Source organism: Aneurinibacillus sp. REN35 (assembly GCF_041379945.2).
In the GTDB taxonomy this organism is placed as follows: domain Bacteria; phylum Bacillota; class Bacilli; order Aneurinibacillales; family Aneurinibacillaceae; genus Aneurinibacillus.
The window spans coordinates 101,832-123,252 of the sequence record NZ_JBFTXJ020000010.1; the positions used below are offsets into that span (position 1 = coordinate 101,832).

A 21,421-nucleotide genomic window follows, 5' to 3' on the forward strand; every position below is an offset into this window, starting at 1 on the left:
CTTATAGGAAATGTATATACTTATAATGACCATGGTTTATCTATCCAGAACTTGTTGTGGAAATTGGAGTGGGAAATATGGAAGTTCGTACGATCCTTAGGCAACTCAATCACCGTGTACTAGAACAATTGGTGCAGGAAAATGAATGGCCGAGCACTAAAAAAGGAGAAGGTTCGTTTTCTGCTGAAGACATTGCAAGCTATATAACGGATCCGCACGTTATTGAACAGATGTGGGAGACGTTTACTGAGGAAGAAAAGCAGGTGCTGCTACACTTTCTGTATCAGGTTGGCGAGGATATTGTTACATACCGCCAAATGGAGGAATACGCGCGGGAAGTATCACCGCTTATTATATATAGCGGGTTGACAGGTCTTAGGCGGCGGGGGCTTATCTATACGCTGCGTCGTCTATGGGGGGAACTTGCGTACTGTATGCCTTGGGATATACAGACGGCATTTCGTTCGTGGCTTGCATCGATTATGGTACGCCAGTGTGAAGAGCCGCCGACTCAAGGTCAAATGTTATCAGGCAGAGACGAGGCAACGGCTTTTTCAATCAGTGATGTTGTATTTTCGATTCTGCAGGAACATCGAAAGCAGCCGATTGTGCTCACTAAAAAAGGAGTTTTGCCAATGAAAATGCGCAGGCTTTGGCAAAAACTCATTCCGTATCCGGATGAGCTATTCACCTCCTTTATGGCACGACTGCCGCTAGAGAGTGCTACGCGAGACGGCTTTTTGCTCCATCTTATACTATCTATGGGGCTGTTTGAAAGGCAGGAACGTGAGGGTGAAGAGAGATATACGGTTGATGAAGAACAGGCGGAATCTGTATTTCGTGGGTTTGCGTCTGCGGTACAGCGCCGCTTATATAAGCAGGTAAGAAGAGTAATAAGCACCGCGAATCCTTGTTATTGCGCTGTGTTTGATTGGATGGAGGCGTGTAGTGAGCGTCGTTTTTCTCTTTGTTCACTACAAAGGCTTGAAAATGTCCAATATGGCGGGGAGAATCATGGGCGTATGAGCAGCCATTGGCAGACGTTTGCCGAAGAAGTAATTCCGCTGCTTCTATGGTTTGGTTTTATGACCCGACAGGGTGAAGGAGTAGAGGCAGCGCTTACGTGGACAATAGAGATGCAGGCAGAGTCTGACGAGCAGCGGACATGGGAGGGTACCGGATATGTACAGCCTACGTTTGAGGTGCTGCTTCTCCCGCAAGCACCGTATGAGCTGCGTTGGCGGCTGGGAGCGTATGCAGAGCTAGAAGAACAGCAGGAGGTATGGCGTTTTCGCTTAACCAAAGCGTCTGTCCAGACTATTAAGCGGGATGGAGGGAATGGTGGGCTGCTTAAGGACTTAGAGCGTATTCAGCCTGATGTACCTATCAGCGTGCGGAATCAGATTATGCAATGGCTGCACAGCGGCTCATCTGTGCGTGTGCTGCGGGCTGTCATTTTGCGTTGTCCTGATGTGGAGACGGCCGATGGACTTGCGGCTGATCCTGGGCTGTCTGCATACATGGGGGAACGTTTGAATGCACAGGATTTTTTGGTGGATGAATCTCATCTGGCTTCGCTTGAGAAAGCGGTCAAGCAGAAGGGGATCAGCATAAATGAAGAGCAGGCGGCTATACTAGAACCGAATTGGAATAATACACTTGACTCCAAGAGCGACATGGATGTTCAAGCGGAGGGCGGATATAAAATTGAATCGGTATTCCCAACGCTTGCAGACACGTTGCCTGGACTTAAAGATATCCCGGCGATTTGGCATAAAAATTATCAGAGCTATCACCACTCTACTCTTCGTAAACTTATGACAACAGCGCAAACGCTGGGCATTCCATTGTCCATGGAAGTAAGCGGGCAACCTCTAAAAGAGACGCGCATTGTAGATATGAGGGCTGAGGACGGACACTATCGTCTAACGCTTTCTACCCGTAATCGAAGAGAGAGTGTATGCCTTGAAGAGATCGGGCGCGTGAAACTGCACCTGCCCTCTTAGACATCATGCCAGGACTAGGCAGAGACTGGGTGACATGATACAATGATAATGAGGTGAGAGTATGCCAAGTCAAACAATGACTGTGTCACCGCTCGATTTTCACGAGGTGATGGAGCGTGCTCACCGGATAGGCGAGCAGCTTATGGGCTCCGAAGAGATGAAGCGGTACCTGGAACTTCGTAAGCAGATGGATCAGGACCATGAAGCTATGGCAAGCATTGCTTCATTCAATCAGATGAAGGAAGCATATGAGGAAGTACAGAGGTTCGGGAAGTATCATCCGGACTATAATAAAGTCACGCGCGAGATTCGGCAGAAGAAGCGAGAGATGGAGAAGGTCGCATCTATCGCTGCATTCAAACAGGCTGAAGACGCGCTGGACGAATTGCTCTACCGTGTCAGCCGGACGATTGCAGATGCAGTGTCAGACAATATCAAGGTACCAAGCAACAATCCATTGTATGAGATGATGGGTGGCGGCTGCGGTAGTGGTGGCTGCGGTACGGGAGGCGGCTGCGGCTGTTCCACGAAATAGCCGCCGATCGTTCATCGGTGTGCAGAATATAGAAGTGCGGCGGTGGGCTGCCCATTCCGTCGATACAGGGCTGCTTGAGAGATCAGGCAGCCTATTTTTGCCTAGAAGGCTCTGTTTTTTATACAGTAAGAAAGTTGTCACTTCTTCACCAGTCTAGGTCCTTGATAACAAGGATTGATGGTGCTACTATACGAAAAAGGAGAGTCAAAACATGAGAGAACACCGTGTCGGACTGGCAGTTTACGTCCGAAGCGTGAAGGCGGCCCGCAACTTACGCAAGTTCGGTAACATTCATTACATATCCCGCCGTATGAATTATGTGGCGATGTATACGGCTGCTGATCGGCTCGACGATACGATTGATCGAATCTCTAAGCTTGATTTTGTAACGAGAGTAGAGAAATCACACCGTCATGAGATTCCGGTGCATTATGATAATGCGAAACCGGATAAAGCAAAGGAATTCGATTACAAAATGGAAGAAACACAAATTTTATCGATTACACGAGGAGAACAGAGTAAGTAGATGTGAGAAGGGGGAGGCACGCGGATGGACTGGTTGTGGAACATTCCAATTTTTGTGCTTGCTACAGGGGTATTAAGCTTTATCATGTATATCGTGCTACATGACGACCAGAAAAAAACGCACTAATTCCGGAAGTCAGCAACCTGTTTAGGTTGCTTTTTTATTTGAACTTTTAATGTGTATCAAATAGATAAAAATCACATCGTAAAAAACCGATACAAAATTGAATAAGAAAAAGATAAAGTGGGTGGGATGTATGCATAATCATATGAAAAGCAAACTCCGCTTTGTCTCTTTAAGCGTAATTACGTTAACCTATTTTTTTGTTGAGCATCATCCTACATTCTCGCCAGCCGTATTCTTAGGGCTGACAGTGGTGGGATGGATGATTGGGATCGGCGTGTACACGTGGAAGGGAAAAAAGGCAGAGGCGTTTCTTGCCTCAAATGAACAATTGCTTCGTGTGCTTGACTTTATATTTGTTCTTGGCTATATATGGGTGACTGGTGGTGTCGATGAAAGTCCGTACCTTATCTTGATTTATCTCGGTATTGCTTCTATCGGATTGTATGATGAGAAGCCAGTAGGGTTTGCGTATTCGCTGCTTTCCGTGTTTATTCTTATTTTATACGATTGCGGCTATACATACGTATATGAAGGGGAATGGCGCACATCCGTGTATGCGCTGTCGCATATTTTCATGCTTCCTGTCTTCGGTGTGATGGCTAATCTATTGATTTCACACTTTCAGCAGATCAAAAGAGAAGAGCAGATCGTGCTTGATGAGTTGGTCACAAGCTTAGCGAAAGCCATCGGAAGCAAGGATGCTTATACATTAGGGCATTCCACCCGCGTGCAGATGTACGCACTTGCGCTGGGCAGGGAGCTAGAGCTTACCCAAGATGAAATGTTTATGCTAAAATACGGGGCGCTTTTGCATGACATTGGAAAAATTCATATTTCCACTGCTGTATTGAACAAAACAGGAAAGTTAACGGAATCAGAGTGGCTTGAATTAAAAGGACACTCGCTCGAAGGAGCGCGCATTGTCGGAGGCCTAAAGAAAATGAAGGGCGTCCGTGATATTATTTTATATCATCATGAAAAATATGACGGTCGGGGATATCCGCACGGTTTAAAGGGTGAAGAGATTCCATTTCTCGCAGCCATCGTAAATGTAGCCGATTCATTTGATGCAATGACATCATCGAGGTCATATAATACGCCAAAAACATTTAATGAAGGCATGGAAGAGATCAAAGCTTGTATAGGTACGCAATTCCACCCGGATGTTGCCCGGGCAGCTCTTGCGCTTTACAAAAGAGGGGAATGGCCGCAATTCAAACAGGTGGAACAGCACAACGAACAAGAGTATGAAGAATACAATCAGCGTGAGAGTATTATTACGTAATGTTATCAAACAAGTGCAAATCGTACCAAAATGTTTATAATTTACTCTATAACCGACTGGTAAATGCTTGTATCCGGTTGTACAATAAAAAAGTAGATAGATATTTTACGGCGAGGAGGACGAGGAAATGTTTAATAAAATACTGGTAGCTGTCGATGGTTCAGAAATGAGCAATAAGGCGCTTATGGCTGCGACGACGATTGCTAAGGAACAGAACGCACAGGTTAGTCTCTTTCATGTAGGAAAAGAAGCAGTAATTCCGCCGTACATGGTTGGGGAAATGGCGTACATTTCAAAGGAATATAATATTGATTTTAATGAAGCAATGAAAAAAGAAGGCGAAGAGCTGCTAAAGCAGGCTAAAGCCAAAGTGGAAGCAGAAGGTATTGCGGTAGATGCATTTTATGTGGTCGGTGATCCGGCCCGTCAAATTGTGGATCAGGCTGAAGAAGGTGGCTATCAGCTCATCGTTATTGGTAGTCGTGGGCTAAGCGGATTTAAAGAAATGATGCTTGGCAGCGTCAGTCATAAAGTATCACAACTCGCTGAGTGTCCTGTTTTAATTGTAAAATAATATCATGATATACGATGTATCCCTTTTGCCTCGAATGAGGTGAGAGGGATTTTTTTGTCATAATATGCCGAAAGGTTTTGATAAATGGAAAAATATGGTATAAAATAGAAGCAAGAAAGGAGGGGTATGATGAATGATGTACCAGAGTATGTAACGATGTTAATTCAGAAAGGGATTCAATGCGGAGCAAGTGATATTCATCTAGAACCGACTGCGGACCGAGTGGTTATTCGTTTTCGACTTGATGGTTATTTGCAGGAGGTGGAAGAGAAGGAGGAAAGCTTCGGGCCTCCCATCGTATCGCGCATTAAGCTGATGAGTGGAATGGATATTGGCGAGCGGCGGCTGCCGCAGGATGGTGGCTTTGCTTTTCAAACTAAGACGGATGGCAAGGAAAGCCCGATTGATGTGCGCGTTGCTACACTGCCGACCATATACGGAGAGAAGGTGGTGCTTCGTCTCCTGCCGCATGAGACGAAATATCAGTCCCTCTCATCGTTGGGTATGAATGGGGAGAACGTATTTCGTATTCGCACAATGCTATCAAAAGCCCAAGGAATGATTCTAATCGCAGGTCCTACGGGAAGTGGAAAGACGACTACGATGTATACGATGCTCCATGAGTTGCAGCGTCACGGACGCAATATCGTCTCACTTGAACAGCCTGTTGAATACCGGATTCCAGGAATAAATCAGGTACAAATTCATCCGCGGGCAGGCCTTTCATTTCATGAAGGCTTACGGGCCGTACTGCGGCAGGATCCTGACGTTATCCTTGTAGGGGAGATTAGGGACAAGCTGACAGCAGAAGTCGCTGTACGGGCTGCGCTCACCGGGCATTTGCTTATTTCTACCATCCATACATTGGATGCGGTGAGCACGATTCTTCGTTTGCTGGATATGGAGATTGAGCCGTATCTGGTTAGCTCTGCACTAACAGGCATCGTAGCCCAGCGCTTGATTCGTGAGCGTTGTCCACAATGCTATGAACAGTCCCCAGCTTGCACCTCCTGTCATGGCACGGGCTTTCGTGGACGGGTAGGCATCTATGAGGTGCTGCATGTTGAAGAAGACCTTCACCCTTATATTCTAAATCGCTGTTCTGCATCTGTGATCCGTCAGTATCTTCATAAGAACGGCTTTTCCTTTCTGTCGGCCTTGCTGGAACAGAAAATTGCAGAAGGGGTGGCTGAGCCGAGTGAACGCGAGCAGTATACGGTATATAAGGAAGTGGTCCGATGAATCGCTGGCACGACTAAGCCAACGTCTGTCCTATCTGCTTGATGCCGGCATTCCGCTGCTTGATAGTCTGCAGTTGACCCTTCATCACTTTAGCCGGCGGGAGAGAGAGGAACTTCAACGTGTTCTTGAACGACTCGAAGCAGGTATTCCGCTATCTGCTGCGCTTGAGAAGCTGAGCGCACCTCCGATCTTTCTTTCTTTTATAGCAGCAGGTGAGTTGCATGGACACTATGCGTCCAGCTTCGGATTTGCCGCCCGCTATTACCGCAGAAGAGTTGCTTGGAGACATCAATTGTACCAGTTGTTGAGCTATCCATCCTTGCTGTTAGTCCTATCGCTTGCATGTTTATGGTTTTTACTTCATGTTATTTTGCCTCAGTTATCCTCGATGTATGACACAATGAATATTACTCTTCCACCGTTGACTCGTTTGTTTCTCTCTACCTTTGTCCTGTTTTCTTCCTATAGCCTCCCAACCATAGCGGTAGCATTCGCAGGAGTATTCATTATATGGAAGCTTTATCGTTCGCCTCGTTTGACTTCATATCTGCTGCGCATGCCGCATGTGCGATATTGGCTTACCCTGCAATATAGCCACTATTTTGCTATGCAGGCAGGTCTTTTGCTCGAAGCGGGAGTATCCATCCTTGCTGTATGTCATTTACTGCGGGTACGTTCGCCCTGGTTCTTTCTTCGACAGATCACGGAAGAGATAGAAGAAGAACTGCGGCAAGGTCGCACGCTCAGTGCATCCCTGCAGAATCATGCGTGTTTTACGCCGGAACTTCTTCGTTATGTTGAGTTAGGAGAAGAAGGCGGGAGGATTGGAGAATGTCTTCTGTTTTACAGCGAGCAAACGGAGACCGATATGAAGCATCAGATCGAGAAGCTGATGCGTTGGTTAGAGCCGTTAATTTTGCTTGGGATCGGAGGCATTGTATTCATTGTCGTTCTGTCGTTTTTTCTTCCTGTGCTGCACATGATGAATGAAGTGAAATAAGAAAAGAAGGTGACGAACAAATGGAAGCGCATGAGAAAGAAAAGCGTGAAGCCGGATTTACGCTGATTGAGCTGCTTATTGTGATCGTTATCATTGGTGCATTTTTGGCACTGGCTCTACCTAATTACAAGGGGGCGGTAGCCAAAGCGCAAACGAGGAGTTGTGAAGTAAATCAGCGGATGATTCTTACTACTCTTGAGGCTTATGCGGTGGAAAATGGAGGTGCTTATCCGGCAGCGGCCGATGCGCTGACTGAGCTTGTTGACAAAGGATATCTAGGGAATACACCGACTTGTCCGCTTCAAGGTGCATATGAAGTAACAGCTTCCGCCGACGGAAAAAGTATGTCGGTGGCGTGCAGTAAGCATGGTGGACCGTAAGAATGGATTCAGCCTCATTGAAGTGCTTATCGTATTGGCCATTTTTTCGAGTGTAATTGGACTTGCTTTGCCGTCGGCTGTTCATACCGTTCAACAGATGCAAGGCCAGCAATTCATCGAAAAGCTTAGCGCTGATTTATATGCAGCCGCAAGTGAAGCGATCAGTTACCGAGCTAGTGTTCAGGTGGTTGTATGGAAGCATAATCAATTCTATACCATCCAGCGTATGTGGGAATTGAAAAGAAAAAAGATAGCGATCCCGCCAGGTTTTACCGTAGTAAGTAACTTTGCATCCGGTACGATCAGCTTTAATGATTTAGGTCATGTGATGCAGGCAGGTACTATCTTTATCACATATCCTACCGGCCAAAAGAAGCGTATTACGGTATATATGGCAAGCGGTCGGTTCCAAGTGAGCGCTGAATAATGGAGGAAAACGATGAAAGAAGACGGGTTCACGTATGTTGAAGCGCTATTATCCCTTGCGCTGTTTGCTGGATTTGTGCTTGCAGCGCAAGGATCGCTGCAGATCATAACGCGCGAGAGAGCAGAGAAGCAAAGTGAAATAACGGGGTACCTGCTTGCTAGGTCACTGCTTGAACAATGGAAGGTAGGTCAGACTATGGATACGACAGAGAGGGAAGAACACGGTGTCCGCTATCAGATTCGAGTAGCGTATGGACAGAGTACGGAGAGGGTGGAAACATGCGAGGTACAGATTCGTTGGAAGAACAGACGGGGAGGCGAGAGGCATATCGGTTTTCAAGGGTATCGGCTTACCCCTCTTCTCTTACCGGAAACGAAAGAGGAGTAACGCTGCTTGAAGCCCTGCTTTCATCCGTAGTCCTATCCCTTGTGCTTATTTCGCTGTTGTATGGATTTACAGAAACGCAGCGATATTTTCAACGCGTAAAAAATGAAAGCGTGCTGGAAGCGGAAGCACGTGGTTTGTTTTCGTACATTGAAGAAGAAATTCGGCGCTGTACAAAAATGGAGCTAAAAAAGGGTGTACTATATCTTACACATCCGGCTGTCGGAGTTGTTACGTATGATCAGGTGGGTGAGCGTATTGTCCGACGCGTCAATACGGCAGGATATATTATTGTCGCCCAATATGTACGCCAATTTCAGATGGACATGCAGGGAGAGGGCTGCTCCTTTTATGTGGAGATGGAAAAGGAGGGCGCAATATGGAGCGGTCGCCTTTTCCTTGGCAAAAGAGAAGTTGTGGGGGTGAGGTAATGCCGCATGGGTCCGTGTAATAATTCGCGTGGTACCGTCTTTTTTATTGTCCTGATCTATGTTCAGCTTATGTTGCTTGTTATTCTGCATACCATTGTATTTCTAAATCAACTGCGGCCAATTGCCTCTAATGATCGCGAACGTATGCGGCTCCATTATATCGTGGAGGCGGGCGTATATTTTATGATTGAAGATATGCTAAATGAGCCTGGCAACTATGAACCGCGTACATATCATGTGCAGGGCAGAGAGATTCAAGTCATAATAGAGCCGCGTGGTACAAAAGAAGCCTGGATCGGCGCCGGAGTCGGGCGTGTACCACAGCGGGCAACACGGCTGTGGGTGATCGTTGACCGGAAGACCGGGGAGATTATCAGATGGAGTGAGACGATGATTGAGTAGCGGGGGTGCCAAAATGATTGAAAAGGCCGGAGAGCGGACACGCTATAAATAATAAAAGATAAATAAAGGAGGCGTGTCTGATGTCCTCACAGGAGTATGTAAAGTTTTTAACACAGCGATTGGTGAAATACATGGAAACACCGAAAAGTCAGAGGGAGAAAAAACCGAAAGAAGCGTTCGCTTATCGATGGTTCGGTATGCTGCCGCTTGCGATTGGTATGCTTTTTCGCCGCAAAAAGAAATAAAGAAGGAGCCGAACCAGGGTTATAGTGGTTCGGCTCTTTTGGTAATCGTCCACTTATGGTGTATGCAGAAAGAACAGTCCGCCGTTGATAATGTCGACCTCGATGCGCGGTTCATACTGCCAGCGCAACTCTTCTGTCCGCTTTTCTTTCGGATTCATAACCGTTTCATTGGGCTTATCACCAGCATCGACAGCAGTATAGAATTGTTCAATCTGCAAGAGTTCGGAAGCGAGTCGCTTACGGGCTTCTTTCGCCCAGGCAGTATCTTCTTGCTGAATATATTTTTCTATATATTGCTCCAAATGAGTAACAGCCGAATCCGGGCTGAAGATGGGCCGCATTGTATAAGCATAATCTGGGAGAAGCGGCCGCATGGCACGAGATTCGAGTGAAGCAAAGAAATGCTCGTCAATCTGCCCGTGAATGAGATTGATGCCAAGTGAGAGGAGATAGTCTTTTTTACGATCGCAAATAAATGAGATTTTGTAATTAATACCAAGCCAGGGTGTAAGCGCCGCCTGTACGTCGGGAGCGGCTTGCGCATTTGCATGCTCATACAGCCGGATGTAACGTCCATGGCGGCGTGCCGAGGTGAAAAATTGCTGCAGACGCGGAGAGCCGAACATAATATCTTCCCCGTGTACACCATCGGGCAATGCGGCGCGGTCAAATACAAGTGTCATGCACATCGGCTGTGGTTCTAAGTTTAGTTTTTCTACATACGTCCAGTAGAATGGGCGATTCCCCAAATCTTTATCGACTTCTGTCGGCAGTTCCACTTTAAAGTAAGCAGGATGTACTTCTTCATACCGTGCCTGATGTGCGGCAAAATAACGTTCAAGGAACGAACGAACCTGCATCTGATTCATGGAAGTATGGCTCCTTCCAGCGATTCTTCGGCAGGTATGATGGCTTCAGTATCCTGACGCACTGCCTGGATTACCTGACTTAAGTTGTCCATTTTAATGGCGAGTTCTCCTTCGCTTTTTGAGGATAAGAGAATATCGATGACATTTTTCTCAAGCGACTTGTTAAGATGCAGACGATCAATGATCGTATCCAATTCCCCAATCACCATCTCGAATAGATTGATCTTTTCATAGAGCAGATGCAAAATTTTTTCTTCGATGGTGCCGCGTGTTGCCAGATTATAGATATAGACGTCCCGAGTCTGACCGAGACGGTGCACACGACCGATTCGCTGCTCTACCCGCATCGGATTCCATGGCATATCATAGTTAATCAACCGATTGCAGAATTGCAGGTTGATTCCTTCTCCCCCGGCTTCGGTAGCGATCAGCGCCTGTGCGCGGTGCTCGAATAGCTGGCTCATCCAATCCTTTTTGCTGCGTTTAAAGCCGCCGCGAAACAAGACAGAGGTAACTCCGTGTTGCGCTAGCATACGCTGCAGATATTCTTGTGTCGCACGGTATTCGGTAAAAATAATCACTTTATCATCAGACTTTTTAATAATGTCGATAACTTTCTCTGCCTTCTGATGTGTTGTAACCTGCTTTAGCGTCTCGATCAGTGCAAGAATATGCTGCCGTACGGGCGAAGATTCCGCGGCGCGGTTATACATATTTACCAGCGTCATGAATGCGGCATCCCTGCTGCTGCAAATCTCTCGCTGCAGCGTAATAAGGGCGAGCGGGTTTTTATATCCACCCTCTTCATCGTGATACTGCTCCTGGACAAAACGGGTGATTTGTTCATATAATGTCTTCTCTTCAGATGACAGCTCCACAGGTACTGTAATGACATGTCGTGCAGTGAATTCGACTTTGCCGTCGGCGCGTCGGTTGCGCACCATTATTTTTTTTAATTCATTCTTTAATGTTTCATTGTTTTTTACTTGACGTCTGCCCTGTACATAGCTTTCCTGGAATTGTGCGGATTGACCTAAATGCCCTGGCTTCAGCAATGTAATAAGGTTATACAGCTCATCGAGCTCGTTTTGAATAGGGGTAGCGGTGAGCAATAAACAGTACTTTTTCTTCAGCTCCTGAATGAATTGATAGTTTTTGGTCTGTTTATTTTTGAGCTTATGCGCCTCATCAACAATAACGAGATCATACGGTTGAGCAAGGACGATATCACGATGCGGAGGACGTTTGGCTGTATCAATAGAGGCTACGACCACATCATATTGTGTCCACATATATTCTTTTCGCTGTGCTATTGCCGGAATAGAAAATTTGCTTGTCAACTCCCGCACCCATTGTACAACAAGAGAGGCAGGCACAAGGATCAATACCTTTTTGACAAGGCCGCGTACCATATATTCTTTAAGAATCAGTCCAGCTTCAATTGTCTTACCAAGACCTACTTCATCAGCGAGCAGTGCGCGTCCGTGCATTTCGCAAATGACTGTTTGGGCGGTCTCGATTTGATGAGGAAGCGGGGTAAGGTGAGGTAGGTGTCTAAGACACTGTAATTCATTGAAATCACCTACCGCGCAGGCACCTTCAGCTTCCCAGGCCAATCGATATAACTCGCGATGGTGCCACGGTCCATCTTCCTGCACTCTTGTTTTAAAGCCTTCAAGCCAATCCCTTTGAAATGTAATGGGGATGTCCATCATGCCAAAGCCACCTTCTTTCTTTTCCGTTCCTAGCCGTTAGGCCAGCATGCGAACATGGTCTATATCGATAGAATGCCCAGAAAAAAAAGAATCTATGTAAAAAATTATCTTTTGTGTTTCAAGTAGAAGTAGAGTGGGAAAGTATATCGTAAGCTTCAAACATAAAAATGGGATTGAAAGAATAATGCAGCGATGAAGCGTTATCAGCCTCAACCCGCGTTTGGAGCTTGCATAAGGTGTGTGAATACACGCCAATACCGAAGATACGATGAGACATTCACTATGCGTATATATGGCCATCAGGAGCCGAATGTCTCGATTGTGTGTTCGGTTCTACGAAAAGTGCGGACCGCGTGTGCGGTGCGCACTTTTTGCATGGCTGTACATAAAAAAAGAAGGAGGATTCCTCCCTCTTTTCAAGAGGTATGTGTGGGCGGCTTTGAGCTGGGGAATGCGGCATACCGGATAACCAGCGCAGCCGGCAGGACATAGCCGATCATCGCTTCAAGCATAGCGACCCCCCTGGCGGCACCGAATGGACTTAAATCTCCGTATCCGACTGAAAGTAGGGTCACCGCGCTGAAGTAAAATGAACGTGTAATCCGGTCATACCACTGGCTTTGATGCGCAGGAGAAGCATAATGATCGAGAATAAATCCAAGACCCATCCATTCAAGCACACAGTATAGGAGCCCGAACGAAAGTACAAGATTCATATACAGTAAAAAAAGGATCAAAAAATTATGCCATGTTCTCCATTCGATCATGTTTTGTTTCATTGTCTCACATCCGGAACATACGTATTTAGAGTACATTGCTAACTTGTACATATGTATGCCGGAAGGGAGGGGAATTATGAAATGTACTGTATATCTAATTGAGTAGCAGAAGAACTCGATTATAGGCGCGACTTGTAGAATTGTCCGTTCGCATCTCGACCATCTTCTGCGGATTTCTCTATGTCTTCGCCTGCGCTGTTTAGTTTTTTACGCAGATTTGCTGCACATGAACTGCAGTATTCTCCTAGCGTAATGAGAGTGTTGCAGCTTTTGCACGGATATTGTAGATTCGGATAGCGTGTGAGGTCAAAATACTTTTCGCGAATCAAATATTCGATATAGCGAAGCGAGATATCAAGGTCCTGCGAAATCTGAGCAAGGGGAGCATTCCGTCTTTCCTTTGGTTTCAAATAGTCGCGAATACGTTTAACGGTGTCTAGCTCCTTGCGTGCACAGTCTGGACAGACCGATTTAGAGACTTTCATAAAGACCTTGCCGCACACAGAACAATTCGATAGCATGTTCTTGTACTCCCTTCTAAACTGAGGTGAAAATTTTATATCTTCTTTTATAATAAGAGGTTATCTGGAAATTTTCTTGTGTTCTTCTCTTTTTTATACGAAAATGATTCCTTTGAACCATATAAAAAGGCGTACTTTTCTTTAGGTATTGAATCATAAAACAAGAGATGAAATAATGAAAAAGACGGATATAAAGGTACGGTTGTTTGTAGCCGGGCCGTAAGGAGGGCATATATAGCATGGAAAAAAAGCCGCTGCTTGGTCAGATTGACGAACATGGGAATCTAGTGCTGCCGCCGGAGATTCAAGAGATTCTCGGGTATGGAACCATTGAGATCGCTGTGGAAGATGATTGTATTGTACTGACCAAGGTCGATCCGATATATACATGTGTATGGGAACCAAAACAAAATAGAAAATAAAAGAAGCAGCGGAGTGGGCAGAGATGTTTGCTCCGTTTTTTATGTAGGAAAGCTGATTTTTGTTAATAATGTTCGGTTTTTTGTTTATATTTGATTGAAATGTGATTTTTATTCGTGTTATATTCGTAAAAGACAAACAATATTATGTTTTGATTAATTTTCGTTAATAAAAAAGTGATGAATGCATTGCAATTTTTCTGATTCATGGTACGATAGAAGCGAATGATATGTTTGACTTTTAACAATAATATAATATCGTGCGGATGAAAGCAGAGGGAGAGAACGTGCGAAGCACGTCGCCGAAGGAGCAAGAATACCTTTCAATCTCTCAGGCAAAAGTACTTCTGTGGGACGCAACTCTGGAGAGAGCTCGCATGACGAGCCACCAAAGGGGAAACCGGAATAGGACGCTGCCGTTGCGCAGCTTGGTCTGGGTAGCTCTCAGGTACAAAGGACAGAGATAGGGAAGACGCCCTATCCCTGTCCTTTTTTTGTGAAAAATGAGAATGTTTACGGGAGGTTGGATGAATGACTGTATTGCAACAAACGCCTTTGTATCCACTGTATGCAGAGTATGGAGCCAAAACGATTGATTTTGGCGGTTGGGATTTGCCTGTTCAGTTCTCAAGCATCCAAAAAGAACATGAGGCGGTGCGTACAAAGGCCGGTTTATTCGACGTTTCACACATGGGTGAAATAGAGGTAAAAGGGAAAGACGCGCTTGCTTTTATACAGAAAATAACGACAAACGATGCATCGAAGCTGACGATCGGTCAGGCACAGTATACGATTATGTGTTATCCAGACGGCGGCACGATTGATGATCTGTTGGTTTATAAATGTGGGGATAATGAATATCTGCTCGTTGTTAATGCTTCTAATATCGATAAAGACTATGAATGGATGAAGAAGCATGCGGAAGGCGAGATGACTCTACGCAATATATCGGATGAAATAGCTCTGCTGGCTTTGCAGGGGCCGCTTGCTGAAACGGTGGCACAGAAGCTGACGGACACGGATGTATCTGCGATTCGCTTCTTTCATTTCGAACAGAATGTGAATTTCTCAGGCGTGGCTGGACTGGTCTCGCGCACGGGCTACACTGGTGAAGATGGATTTGAAATTTATATAAAAGCGGAAGATGCACCTGTGCTATGGAAAAAAATCCTTGAAGCCGGTGGGGAGGATGTGCTGCCGTGTGGATTGGGTGCGCGTGATACGCTTCGCTTTGAAGCGCGTCTGCCGCTGTATGGCCAGGAATTAAGTAAGGATATCAGTCCGCTTGAGGCTGGATTGGGATTTGCGGTGAAGGTTGATAAGCCGGTACCGTTCATCGGGCAGGAGGCACTCAAAGCACAGAAGGAAAATGGCATCCCGCGCAAGCTGGTCGGCCTAGAAATGATCGAACGCGGCATTCCGCGCACGCATTATGCCGTATATGCAGGCGATGAGCAAGTAGGTGAGGTGACAACAGGTACACAGTCGCCGACGCTTAAGAAAAGCGTGGGTCTTGCTCTTGTGAAGCGTGAGCATAGTGAGCCGGGTACAGAACTGGACGTAGAAATCAGAGGGAAGCGTGTCAAGGCAAAAGTTGTACCGACGCCTTTTTATAAGCGCCCGAAAGCATAAACAATGACACAGTAAGGAACGAAATTGGGGGAGAAGACAAGATGAGTCAATTGCAGATGGAGTATAGATACAGCAAGGAACATGAATGGGTGGAAGTGCTTGACGGTGGGCGTGTACGTGTCGGCATTACGCACTTTGCTCAAAATCAGCTCGGGGATATCGTATTTATTGAACTGCCGGAGGAAGGCGCTGTCGTAAAGGTAGATGAAAGCATGGGTACTGTTGAATCCGTGAAAGCTGTGTCCGATATTTACTCACCGGTAAGTGGGGAAGTGGTGGAGGTAAACCAGGCGCTCGAAGATGCACCGGAGACAATTAACGGGGATGCATATGATGCTGGCTGGATGGTTGTTATTGCCCTCTCTGATCCCGCAGAGCTGGATGCATTGATGACAGCCGAGCAGTATGAAGCATACAGCAAGGAGGAGGAATAAAGCGTGACCGTAAAATATCGTTATCTTCCAATGACTGAGGCGGATCGCCAGGAGATGCTGGCCGATCTCGGTATCACCAACATTGCAGAGCTGTTCGCAGATATTCCAGAGTCGATTCGTTTTAAGGGGGAGCTTGAGATTCCTGAAGCAATCCCGGAAACAGAGCTGACCAAACATATGGGGCGAATGGCGGGAAAAAACGTCAACGCGCTTGATTATGCCTGCTTCTTAGGTGCAGGCACGTATGATCACTACATTCCAAGCGTGGTAAATCATGTCATCTCCCGCTCTGAATTTTATACCGCTTATACACCGTATCAGCCAGAGATCAGTCAGGGTGAGCTGCAGGCGATTTTTGAGTTTCAGACGATGATCTGCGAATTAACCGGAATGGATGTCGCCAACTCGTCTATGTATGACGGAGCTACCGCATTAGCGGAGGCTGCGGCAATGACAGCAGCAAAGACGAAGCGCAAAAAAGTTGTGGTATCACGCGGTGTGCACCCAGAAGCGCGCTCGATTCTGCAAACCTATGCCAAGGGACAGGGCTTAGAGATTGTCGAGATTGGCTGCAAAAACGGAATCACAGATATGGAGGCTCTTGCGGCCGCAGTGGATGAGACAACGGCTTCTGTTCTTGTCCAATATCCGAACTTCTTTGGTGCGGTCGAGCCGCTCAACGAAATTGAGAAGATCGCACACCAGCATAAGGGTCTGCTCGTCGTGAGTGCAAATCCGCTTTCTTTAGGCATTCTTACACCGCCGGGCGCATTCGGTGCTGATGTTGTTGTAGGAGACGCACAGCCGTTTGGGATTCCGATGGCTTTTGGCGGCCCGCACTGCGGCTATTTTGCAGTGAAAAAAGAACTGATGCGTCAGATTCCAGGGCGCATTGTGGGGCAGACGAAGGATGAAGAAGGGCGTCGGGGCTTTGTGCTAACGCTTCAGGCGCGTGAGCAGCATATCCGACGTGAAAAAGCGACATCCAACATCTGCTCCAACCAGGCGTTAAATGCATTGGCCGCAGCGGTGGCGATGACATCGCTCGGTAAGCAAGGTGTGCAGGAAATGGCGCTGCTCAACGTACAGAAGACGCAGTATGCGAAGCAGCAAATCGCCAAACTTAACGGCTACGAAGTGACATATGATACCCCGGTATTTAATGAATTTGTGATTAAGGCGTCACGGCCAATAGGTGACATTAATCGAGCGCTTCTCCAGAATGGAATTATCGGCGGCTTTGATCTTGGACGTGATTATCCCGAGCTTGCAGGGCATATGCTGCTGGCTGTGACAGAGCTGCGTACAAAAGAAGAGATCGACCGATTAGTGAAAGGATTGGAGGGAGCGCACCATGCTTAACACGATGCCGAAGGTTCAGGAACAGAACAAAGAAAAAGAGCTCATTTTCGAAATGAGCAAACCGGGTCGCGTAGGCTACTCGCTTCCGCACTGTGATGTGCCGGAAGTGGACGTTACGGCGGTAATTCCGAGTGAGTATTTACGTCAAACACCGGCAGAGCTGCCGGAGGTTTCCGAACTTCAACTTATGCGTCATTATACGGAGCTGTCCAAGCGCAATCACGGAGTTGATTCCGGCTTCTATCCGCTTGGTTCATGTACGATGAAATACAATCCGAAGATTAACGAAGATGTGGCACGTTATCCTGGATTTGCACGCATTCACCCGTACCAGCCAGAAGAGACGGTGCAGGGTGCACTGCAGCTAATGTATGAACTGCAGGAAGACTTGGCAGCCATTACCGGTATGGACGCGGTCACACTGCAATCCGCCGCCGGTGCTCAGGGCGAGTGGACCGGGCTGATGATGATTCGTGCATATCACGAAAGCCGCGGGGAGCAACGCACGAAAGTGATCGTACCGGACTCCGCCCATGGGACGAATCCGGCTTCTGCAAGTGTGGCAGGATTTGAGACCGTAACGGTAGCATCGGATGAGAATGGGTTTGTTGATGTAAAGGCGCTTCGACAGGTGGTTGGAGCAGACACGGCAGCGCTTATGCTGACCAATCCGAATACGCTTGGTTTGTTCGAGAAGAGCATTGTAGAAATCGCACAGATCGTTCATGAAGCTGGCGGGCTGCTGTATTATGATGGAGCCAATGCCAATGCGATTCTTGGCAAAGCGCGTCCGGGTGATATGGGCTTTGATGTTGTACACTTAAATTTGCATAAGACCTTTACAACACCGCACGGCGGCGGTGGCCCGGGCTCCGGTCCGGTAGGAGTGAAGAAAGATTTAGTACCGTTTTTGCCGAAGCCGATGGTTGTAAAAGAAGGAGACGTTTATCGTCTTGATTTTGACCGTCCGCAGTCGATTGGCCGCGTGAAAGCATACTACGGGAACTTTGGGATCAATGTACGTGCCTATACGTATATCCGTACGATGGGGCCGGAGGGATTGCGCCTCGTCTCCGAATATGCGGTATTAAACGCCAATTACATGATGCGCAAGCTGGCTGAACATTATGATCTGCCGTTTGATACGGTATGTAAGCATGAATTTGTTCTATCAGGGAAGCGGCAGAAGAAACAGGGCGTTCGTACGTTAGACATTGCTAAGCGTTTACTTGACTTTGGTTATCATCCGCCGACGACGTATTTCCCGCTTATTGTAGAGGAATGTCTGATGATTGAGCCAACCGAAACAGAGTCGAAGGAGACACTTGATGAGTTCATCGACGTCATGATTCAAATTGCACAAGAGGCGGAACAGACACCAGAACTGGTGCAGGAAGCGCCGCATCATACTGTAGTCAGCCGTCTGGATGAAGTATTAGCAGCTAGAAAACCGGTGCTGCGCTATACAAAACCAGAGGCAATGGAATAAGAATAGATATAAGGGGAGAGCGGATGAGCCGCCTCTCCTTTTCTTTTTCTTCCTTCAATCCCCAACATCTTTTGATCAGGTCATGCAGATACTATGCATAGCGCCGCCGCTATACAGAGGGTGGTTTATAATCTGGGATAGAAAGAAAGGGATGCTCAGAGATGCTTACGAATCAAGAGCTTTCTCATTATCGTTCGCTGTTGACCAAGCAGCAGCAGGATCTGCAAGAGCGCCTTCAAAAGAGCGATGCCTATGGAATGAGTCAGGCCGCGATGCAGGAATCAGTCAGTGAGCTGTCCAACTATGATAACCATCCGGCCGATTTGGCAAGCGAGATGTTTGAACGTGAAAAGGATCTGGCTCTTTATGAACATGAGGAAGAAGAGATGCGTGACATTACGCGTGCGCTTGAAGCGATTGATCGCGGCGTGTACGGGATATGTGAAGTGTGCCGCGCGCCGATTCCGACTGAACGCTTGGCAGCTCTTCCGACAACGACACGCTGTATGGAGCATGCGGATGAACGGTTTGTGTCAAAGCGGCGTCCGGCAGAAGAAGACATACTTGCTCCGGCGTACGGTCAATTTGAGTATGACGAAGCGGATGCGACATTGTATGATGCGGAGGATGCGTGGCAGGATGTATCACGATACGGTACATCGGACAGCCCGTCCGACTTCTTTGATCCATCCAAGCTTGATTATGATGATATGTATATTGAGGCGGATGAATCAGTCGGATACGTAGAGGATATCGAAGGGCTGGCGCTTGCTGATCTGGACGGACATTATATCGGCCCCAGCCTGGAATCGCCGCTGCGAGACAGGTATGAGGCTGTGCTGGATGAGGCAAACGACATGTATAAAAATGAATAAGTAAAAGAGGCCGTTTTGGCCTCTTTTACTTATTCGTAAGACGATGAATTCATCGTGGCTGCAAGCAGTCCTGTTGTCCAGAGTCTACTGCTTAAATCCAATAAAAACAAATCATCAGGATCGACCAGCGAGCGTTGCGTAAGCGACTCGATTTTACGAAGGCGATAGAGCAGGGACTGTCTATGCAAGCTGAGGACGCGCGCAGTTTGACTGACATTTCCCTGATTGCGTATATACGTGTTGAGCGTATGGATAAGATCAAGTCCTCTTTGCTGATCGTAATCGATGAGTGCGCCAATTGTAGATAGGGTTATCTCCTGCATCTTAGTATTATCTGCTAAGCTTGATAACGCACGGTAAATCTCTGTATTGGCGTATGTGCTGCGATAACCGGGACCTTTCTGGCGGGTTCCCACTTCTAATGCGATTCGTGCGTCATTGAAGCTTTCCATAAATGTCCGCTCGCCTGCATGGTTTTCTCCGATTCCCCATGATATGAGAAGACCAGGTGCAAGCTCGTTCAGCCTGTCATCTACCCGATCAAGGTAGGCTGTAACGATTTCATTTATATTATCCATCGAGATTTCTAGAAAAATGATAAATCGATCCTGGTGATACGTAGTCATTGTGAGTCGCTGCATAGCTTCCCCGGCACTGATTAATTGCTCCTCAATGGAGTGTACGATCGTCTGTGTCCACTGCTCGTAAGAGAGCTGCATCGAATTGTTCTGCTGGAAAAGGGACTCCAAGTTTTCAGGTGCTCCCAGAATGCAGACATAGGGGCGCATTACATTATAATTCAAGGATTTGGCGCGGGATATGGCTGTATCCCAGGAGTCGATCTCACCCTTTGCCAGACTCCATATGAAATCATCCTTTAGACGAAACTCTGTCTCTAGAATGGCATGCTCTCGCTGAAACCATAGAGCAGCTATTGTGATTGCCCGCTCCAAGATATATTCTTCTTCATTTTCCTGAAAAGTTTGCAGCGAATAAGTGGATGAGAGAGCAAGCAGCAGATATCCATGAACCTTATTAGCTGTTTTAATCTCAAGTTGGACAATGGCATCGTCTACAAAATGCACCCAATTAATACTCTCCTCGGTGTAACGCACCGCGTTTGGTATATGTGAGGTAAGATATGTCTTAGCCTGCTCTTCCCATTTCTTTGCCAAGCTACTTGCCTGCTGGCTCGATCCTTTAATATGGCCGTTCTTATCTACAATAAGGACCGGACTGCCAATCGTTTGGCTGATTAATTCTGTGGCATCAGAGAGTGAGGCATCATGAAGAAAAAGATTAAGGAGTTGCTTCTGCAGCTCCTCTGAGCGCTGCAGGGTTGTCTGCTGCCAGTGATTGAGGTGGCTTAGAAGAGTATGTGTAATATCGGAAAACCGAATCTCCCAGGGAATCTCAATGATCGGAAAGCGCTGTTCCTCAGCATAGGCTGTTATTTCCTCTGGGATACTTATTACATGGCGTCCGGTAGCAATAGCCAACGCTGCAGCTCCCGATTCTACGATGTCCTGGACGAAGTGTTTGAACACATGTATATCCTCGCTGCATCCTATAGCCGTAGTCAATACCAATTCATTTTTGAGGATGAAATTCTCAACGGGTATCTCGATAACAGATACGGATTCCACAGGCCGTTTAGACATTGCCGATGGAGCTGTTAACACGCGGCCAGGCTTCATAATCTCAAGATTCATTACATCCTTTACAGTAAAGTTCATGAAAAACTCCTAGGTGGATAAAGTATA

General features: G+C 46.8%; 24 protein-coding genes and 2 riboswitches. Of the genes, 19 read left to right on the forward strand and 5 right to left on the reverse strand.

All coding sequences use genetic code 11. The features are described from left to right. The first annotated feature begins 77 nt into the window (after positions 1-77). The 13 genes from AB3351_RS17390 (at position 78) to AB3351_RS17450 (ending at position 9,563) form a co-directional block, all read left to right on the forward strand. Complete coding sequence (locus AB3351_RS17390; protein WP_371148415.1) at positions 78-2,006, forward strand: hypothetical protein; 1,929 nt, start codon at positions 78-80, stop codon at positions 2,004-2,006. 61 nt (positions 2,007-2,067) lie between these two features. Beyond that, entirely contained in the window at positions 2,068-2,541 is a 474-nt protein-coding gene (locus AB3351_RS17395; protein ID WP_371148416.1) for a YlbF family regulator, read from the forward strand. A 211-nt stretch (positions 2,542-2,752) separates the two neighbouring features. Further along, positions 2,753-3,067 (forward strand): YlbG family protein, encoded by a 315-nt coding sequence (locus tag AB3351_RS17400; protein WP_371148417.1) that lies wholly within the window; start codon positions 2,753-2,755, stop codon positions 3,065-3,067. A 268-nt stretch (positions 3,068-3,335) separates the two neighbouring features. After that, on the forward strand, positions 3,336-4,478 hold the full coding sequence (locus AB3351_RS17405; protein ID WP_371148418.1) for an HD-GYP domain-containing protein: 1,143 nt from the start codon (positions 3,336-3,338) through the stop codon (positions 4,476-4,478). Between the two features lie 127 nt (positions 4,479-4,605). Further along, positions 4,606-5,052, forward strand: a complete 447-nt coding sequence (locus tag AB3351_RS17410; RefSeq protein WP_371148419.1) for a universal stress protein — start codon at positions 4,606-4,608, stop codon at positions 5,050-5,052. 126 nt (positions 5,053-5,178) lie between these two features. Beyond that, positions 5,179-6,294: a GspE/PulE family protein gene (locus AB3351_RS17415; RefSeq protein ID WP_373270237.1), complete on the forward strand. Its 1,116-nt coding sequence runs from the start codon at positions 5,179-5,181 to the stop codon at positions 6,292-6,294. Next, a complete protein-coding gene (locus AB3351_RS17420) occupies positions 6,251-7,294 on the forward strand; it encodes a type II secretion system F family protein (RefSeq protein WP_371148421.1) in 1,044 nt (347 codons plus the stop codon). Before AB3351_RS17415 ends, AB3351_RS17420 begins: the two co-directional genes overlap by 44 nt. Positions 7,295-7,314: 20 nt before the next feature. Continuing rightward, positions 7,315-7,674, forward strand: coding sequence for a competence type IV pilus major pilin ComGC (locus AB3351_RS17425; RefSeq protein WP_371148422.1), 360 nt, complete (start codon positions 7,315-7,317; stop codon positions 7,672-7,674). Beyond that, positions 7,661-8,101 carry a competence type IV pilus minor pilin ComGD gene (gene comGD / locus AB3351_RS17430; RefSeq protein WP_371148423.1) on the forward strand — a complete coding sequence of 147 codons (441 nt, stop codon included), beginning with the start codon at positions 7,661-7,663 and terminating at the stop codon, positions 8,099-8,101. Before AB3351_RS17425 ends, comGD begins: the two co-directional genes overlap by 14 nt. A 12-nt stretch (positions 8,102-8,113) precedes the next feature. Then, a complete protein-coding gene (locus AB3351_RS17435; protein ID WP_371148424.1) occupies positions 8,114-8,488 on the forward strand; it encodes a hypothetical protein in 375 nt (124 codons plus the stop codon). Continuing rightward, on the forward strand, positions 8,380-8,916 hold the full coding sequence (locus AB3351_RS17440) for a competence type IV pilus minor pilin ComGF (protein WP_371148425.1): 537 nt from the start codon (positions 8,380-8,382) through the stop codon (positions 8,914-8,916). The genes AB3351_RS17435 and AB3351_RS17440 overlap by 109 nt, the downstream gene beginning before the upstream one ends. A 6-nt stretch (positions 8,917-8,922) precedes the next feature. Continuing rightward, the gene (locus tag AB3351_RS17445) at positions 8,923-9,318 is read left to right on the forward strand and encodes a hypothetical protein (protein WP_371148426.1); all 396 of its coding nucleotides are present in this window, start codon (positions 8,923-8,925) and stop codon (positions 9,316-9,318) included. An 80-nt stretch (positions 9,319-9,398) separates the two neighbouring features. Next, positions 9,399-9,563, forward strand: coding sequence for a YqzE family protein (locus AB3351_RS17450; protein WP_371148427.1), 165 nt, complete (start codon positions 9,399-9,401; stop codon positions 9,561-9,563). A gap of 53 nt (positions 9,564-9,616) precedes the next feature. Here AB3351_RS17450 and AB3351_RS17455 read toward each other — a convergent pair whose 3' ends face one another. The 4 genes from AB3351_RS17455 to AB3351_RS17470 all read right to left on the reverse strand — a co-directional run bounded on the left by AB3351_RS17455 (position 9,617) and on the right by AB3351_RS17470 (position 13,447). Continuing rightward, on the reverse strand, positions 9,617-10,432 hold the full coding sequence (locus AB3351_RS17455; protein WP_371148428.1) for a YqhG family protein: 816 nt from the start codon (positions 10,430-10,432) through the stop codon (positions 9,617-9,619). Next, on the reverse strand, positions 10,429-12,147 hold the full coding sequence (locus AB3351_RS17460; RefSeq protein WP_371148429.1) for a DEAD/DEAH box helicase: 1,719 nt from the start codon (positions 12,145-12,147) through the stop codon (positions 10,429-10,431). The genes AB3351_RS17455 and AB3351_RS17460 overlap by 4 nt, the downstream gene beginning before the upstream one ends. A gap of 416 nt (positions 12,148-12,563) precedes the next feature. Continuing rightward, entirely contained in the window at positions 12,564-12,926 is a 363-nt protein-coding gene (locus AB3351_RS17465) for an ion channel (protein ID WP_371148430.1), read from the reverse strand. 119 nt (positions 12,927-13,045) lie between these two features. Next, on the reverse strand, positions 13,046-13,447 hold the full coding sequence (locus tag AB3351_RS17470) for a hypothetical protein (protein WP_371148431.1): 402 nt from the start codon (positions 13,445-13,447) through the stop codon (positions 13,046-13,048). A gap of 239 nt (positions 13,448-13,686) precedes the next feature. Between AB3351_RS17470 and AB3351_RS17475 the strand changes: the two genes are divergently transcribed. From AB3351_RS17475 to AB3351_RS17500, 6 genes are all read left to right on the forward strand, one after another. After that, the gene (locus tag AB3351_RS17475; protein ID WP_371148432.1) at positions 13,687-13,869 is read left to right on the forward strand and encodes a hypothetical protein; all 183 of its coding nucleotides are present in this window, start codon (positions 13,687-13,689) and stop codon (positions 13,867-13,869) included. Between the two features lie 263 nt (positions 13,870-14,132). Next, positions 14,133-14,223, forward strand: a riboswitch (glycine riboswitch). 3 nt (positions 14,224-14,226) lie between these two features. Beyond that, a riboswitch (glycine riboswitch) is annotated at positions 14,227-14,329 on the forward strand. 68 nt (positions 14,330-14,397) lie between these two features. Next, positions 14,398-15,498 (forward strand): glycine cleavage system aminomethyltransferase GcvT, encoded by a 1,101-nt coding sequence (gene gcvT, locus AB3351_RS17480; protein WP_371148433.1) that lies wholly within the window; start codon positions 14,398-14,400, stop codon positions 15,496-15,498. A gap of 41 nt (positions 15,499-15,539) precedes the next feature. Then, positions 15,540-15,932, forward strand: a complete 393-nt coding sequence (gene gcvH / locus AB3351_RS17485; protein ID WP_371148434.1) for a glycine cleavage system protein GcvH — start codon at positions 15,540-15,542, stop codon at positions 15,930-15,932. A 3-nt stretch (positions 15,933-15,935) separates the two neighbouring features. Continuing rightward, positions 15,936-17,294 carry an aminomethyl-transferring glycine dehydrogenase subunit GcvPA gene (gene gcvPA, locus AB3351_RS17490; RefSeq protein WP_371148435.1) on the forward strand — a complete coding sequence of 453 codons (1,359 nt, stop codon included), beginning with the start codon at positions 15,936-15,938 and terminating at the stop codon, positions 17,292-17,294. Beyond that, positions 17,287-18,783, forward strand: coding sequence for an aminomethyl-transferring glycine dehydrogenase subunit GcvPB (gene gcvPB / locus AB3351_RS17495; RefSeq protein WP_371148436.1), 1,497 nt, complete (start codon positions 17,287-17,289; stop codon positions 18,781-18,783). Before gcvPA ends, gcvPB begins: the two co-directional genes overlap by 8 nt. Before the next feature lie 161 nt (positions 18,784-18,944). After that, complete coding sequence (locus tag AB3351_RS17500; RefSeq protein WP_371148437.1) at positions 18,945-19,658, forward strand: TraR/DksA C4-type zinc finger protein; 714 nt, start codon at positions 18,945-18,947, stop codon at positions 19,656-19,658. 29 nt (positions 19,659-19,687) lie between these two features. Here AB3351_RS17500 and AB3351_RS17505 read toward each other — a convergent pair whose 3' ends face one another. After that, on the reverse strand, positions 19,688-21,394 hold the full coding sequence (locus AB3351_RS17505) for a PucR family transcriptional regulator (RefSeq protein ID WP_371148438.1): 1,707 nt from the start codon (positions 21,392-21,394) through the stop codon (positions 19,688-19,690). Between the last annotated feature and the right edge of the window lie 27 nt (positions 21,395-21,421).

Excerpts from the sequence above, each read along its gene's own strand:
- AB3351_RS17425 (WP_371148422.1), top strand. The coding sequence starts at position 7,315 with ATGGAAGCGCATGAGAAAGAAAAGCGTGAAGCCGGATTTACGCTGATT.
- gcvH (WP_371148434.1), top strand. The coding sequence starts at position 15,540 with ATGAGTCAATTGCAGATGGAGTATAGATACAGCAAGGAACATGAATGG.
- AB3351_RS17445 (WP_371148426.1), top strand. The coding sequence starts at position 8,923 with ATGGGTCCGTGTAATAATTCGCGTGGTACCGTCTTTTTTATTGTCCTG.
- AB3351_RS17500 (WP_371148437.1), top strand. The coding sequence starts at position 18,945 with ATGCTTACGAATCAAGAGCTTTCTCATTATCGTTCGCTGTTGACCAAG.
- AB3351_RS17440 (WP_371148425.1), top strand. The coding sequence starts at position 8,380 with ATGCGAGGTACAGATTCGTTGGAAGAACAGACGGGGAGGCGAGAGGCA.
- AB3351_RS17415 (WP_373270237.1), top strand. The coding sequence starts at position 5,179 with ATGATGAATGATGTACCAGAGTATGTAACGATGTTAATTCAGAAAGGG.
- AB3351_RS17450 (WP_371148427.1), top strand. The coding sequence starts at position 9,399 with ATGTCCTCACAGGAGTATGTAAAGTTTTTAACACAGCGATTGGTGAAA.
- AB3351_RS17435 (WP_371148424.1), top strand. The coding sequence starts at position 8,114 with ATGAAAGAAGACGGGTTCACGTATGTTGAAGCGCTATTATCCCTTGCG.
- AB3351_RS17470 (WP_371148431.1), bottom strand. The coding sequence starts at position 13,447 with ATGCTATCGAATTGTTCTGTGTGCGGCAAGGTCTTTATGAAAGTCTCT.
- AB3351_RS17395 (WP_371148416.1), top strand. The coding sequence starts at position 2,068 with ATGCCAAGTCAAACAATGACTGTGTCACCGCTCGATTTTCACGAGGTG.
- AB3351_RS17410 (WP_371148419.1), top strand. The coding sequence starts at position 4,606 with ATGTTTAATAAAATACTGGTAGCTGTCGATGGTTCAGAAATGAGCAAT.
- gcvT (WP_371148433.1), top strand. The coding sequence starts at position 14,398 with ATGACTGTATTGCAACAAACGCCTTTGTATCCACTGTATGCAGAGTAT.
- AB3351_RS17405 (WP_371148418.1), top strand. The coding sequence starts at position 3,336 with ATGAAAAGCAAACTCCGCTTTGTCTCTTTAAGCGTAATTACGTTAACC.
- AB3351_RS17475 (WP_371148432.1), top strand. The coding sequence starts at position 13,687 with ATGGAAAAAAAGCCGCTGCTTGGTCAGATTGACGAACATGGGAATCTA.
- AB3351_RS17460 (WP_371148429.1), bottom strand. The coding sequence starts at position 12,147 with ATGATGGACATCCCCATTACATTTCAAAGGGATTGGCTTGAAGGCTTT.
- AB3351_RS17505 (WP_371148438.1), bottom strand. The coding sequence starts at position 21,394 with ATGAACTTTACTGTAAAGGATGTAATGAATCTTGAGATTATGAAGCCT.
- gcvPB (WP_371148436.1), top strand. The coding sequence starts at position 17,287 with ATGCTTAACACGATGCCGAAGGTTCAGGAACAGAACAAAGAAAAAGAG.
- AB3351_RS17455 (WP_371148428.1), bottom strand. The coding sequence starts at position 10,432 with ATGAATCAGATGCAGGTTCGTTCGTTCCTTGAACGTTATTTTGCCGCA.
- AB3351_RS17390 (WP_371148415.1), top strand. The coding sequence starts at position 78 with ATGGAAGTTCGTACGATCCTTAGGCAACTCAATCACCGTGTACTAGAA.
- AB3351_RS17465 (WP_371148430.1), bottom strand. The coding sequence starts at position 12,926 with ATGAAACAAAACATGATCGAATGGAGAACATGGCATAATTTTTTGATC.
- comGD (WP_371148423.1), top strand. The coding sequence starts at position 7,661 with ATGGTGGACCGTAAGAATGGATTCAGCCTCATTGAAGTGCTTATCGTA.
- AB3351_RS17400 (WP_371148417.1), top strand. The coding sequence starts at position 2,753 with ATGAGAGAACACCGTGTCGGACTGGCAGTTTACGTCCGAAGCGTGAAG.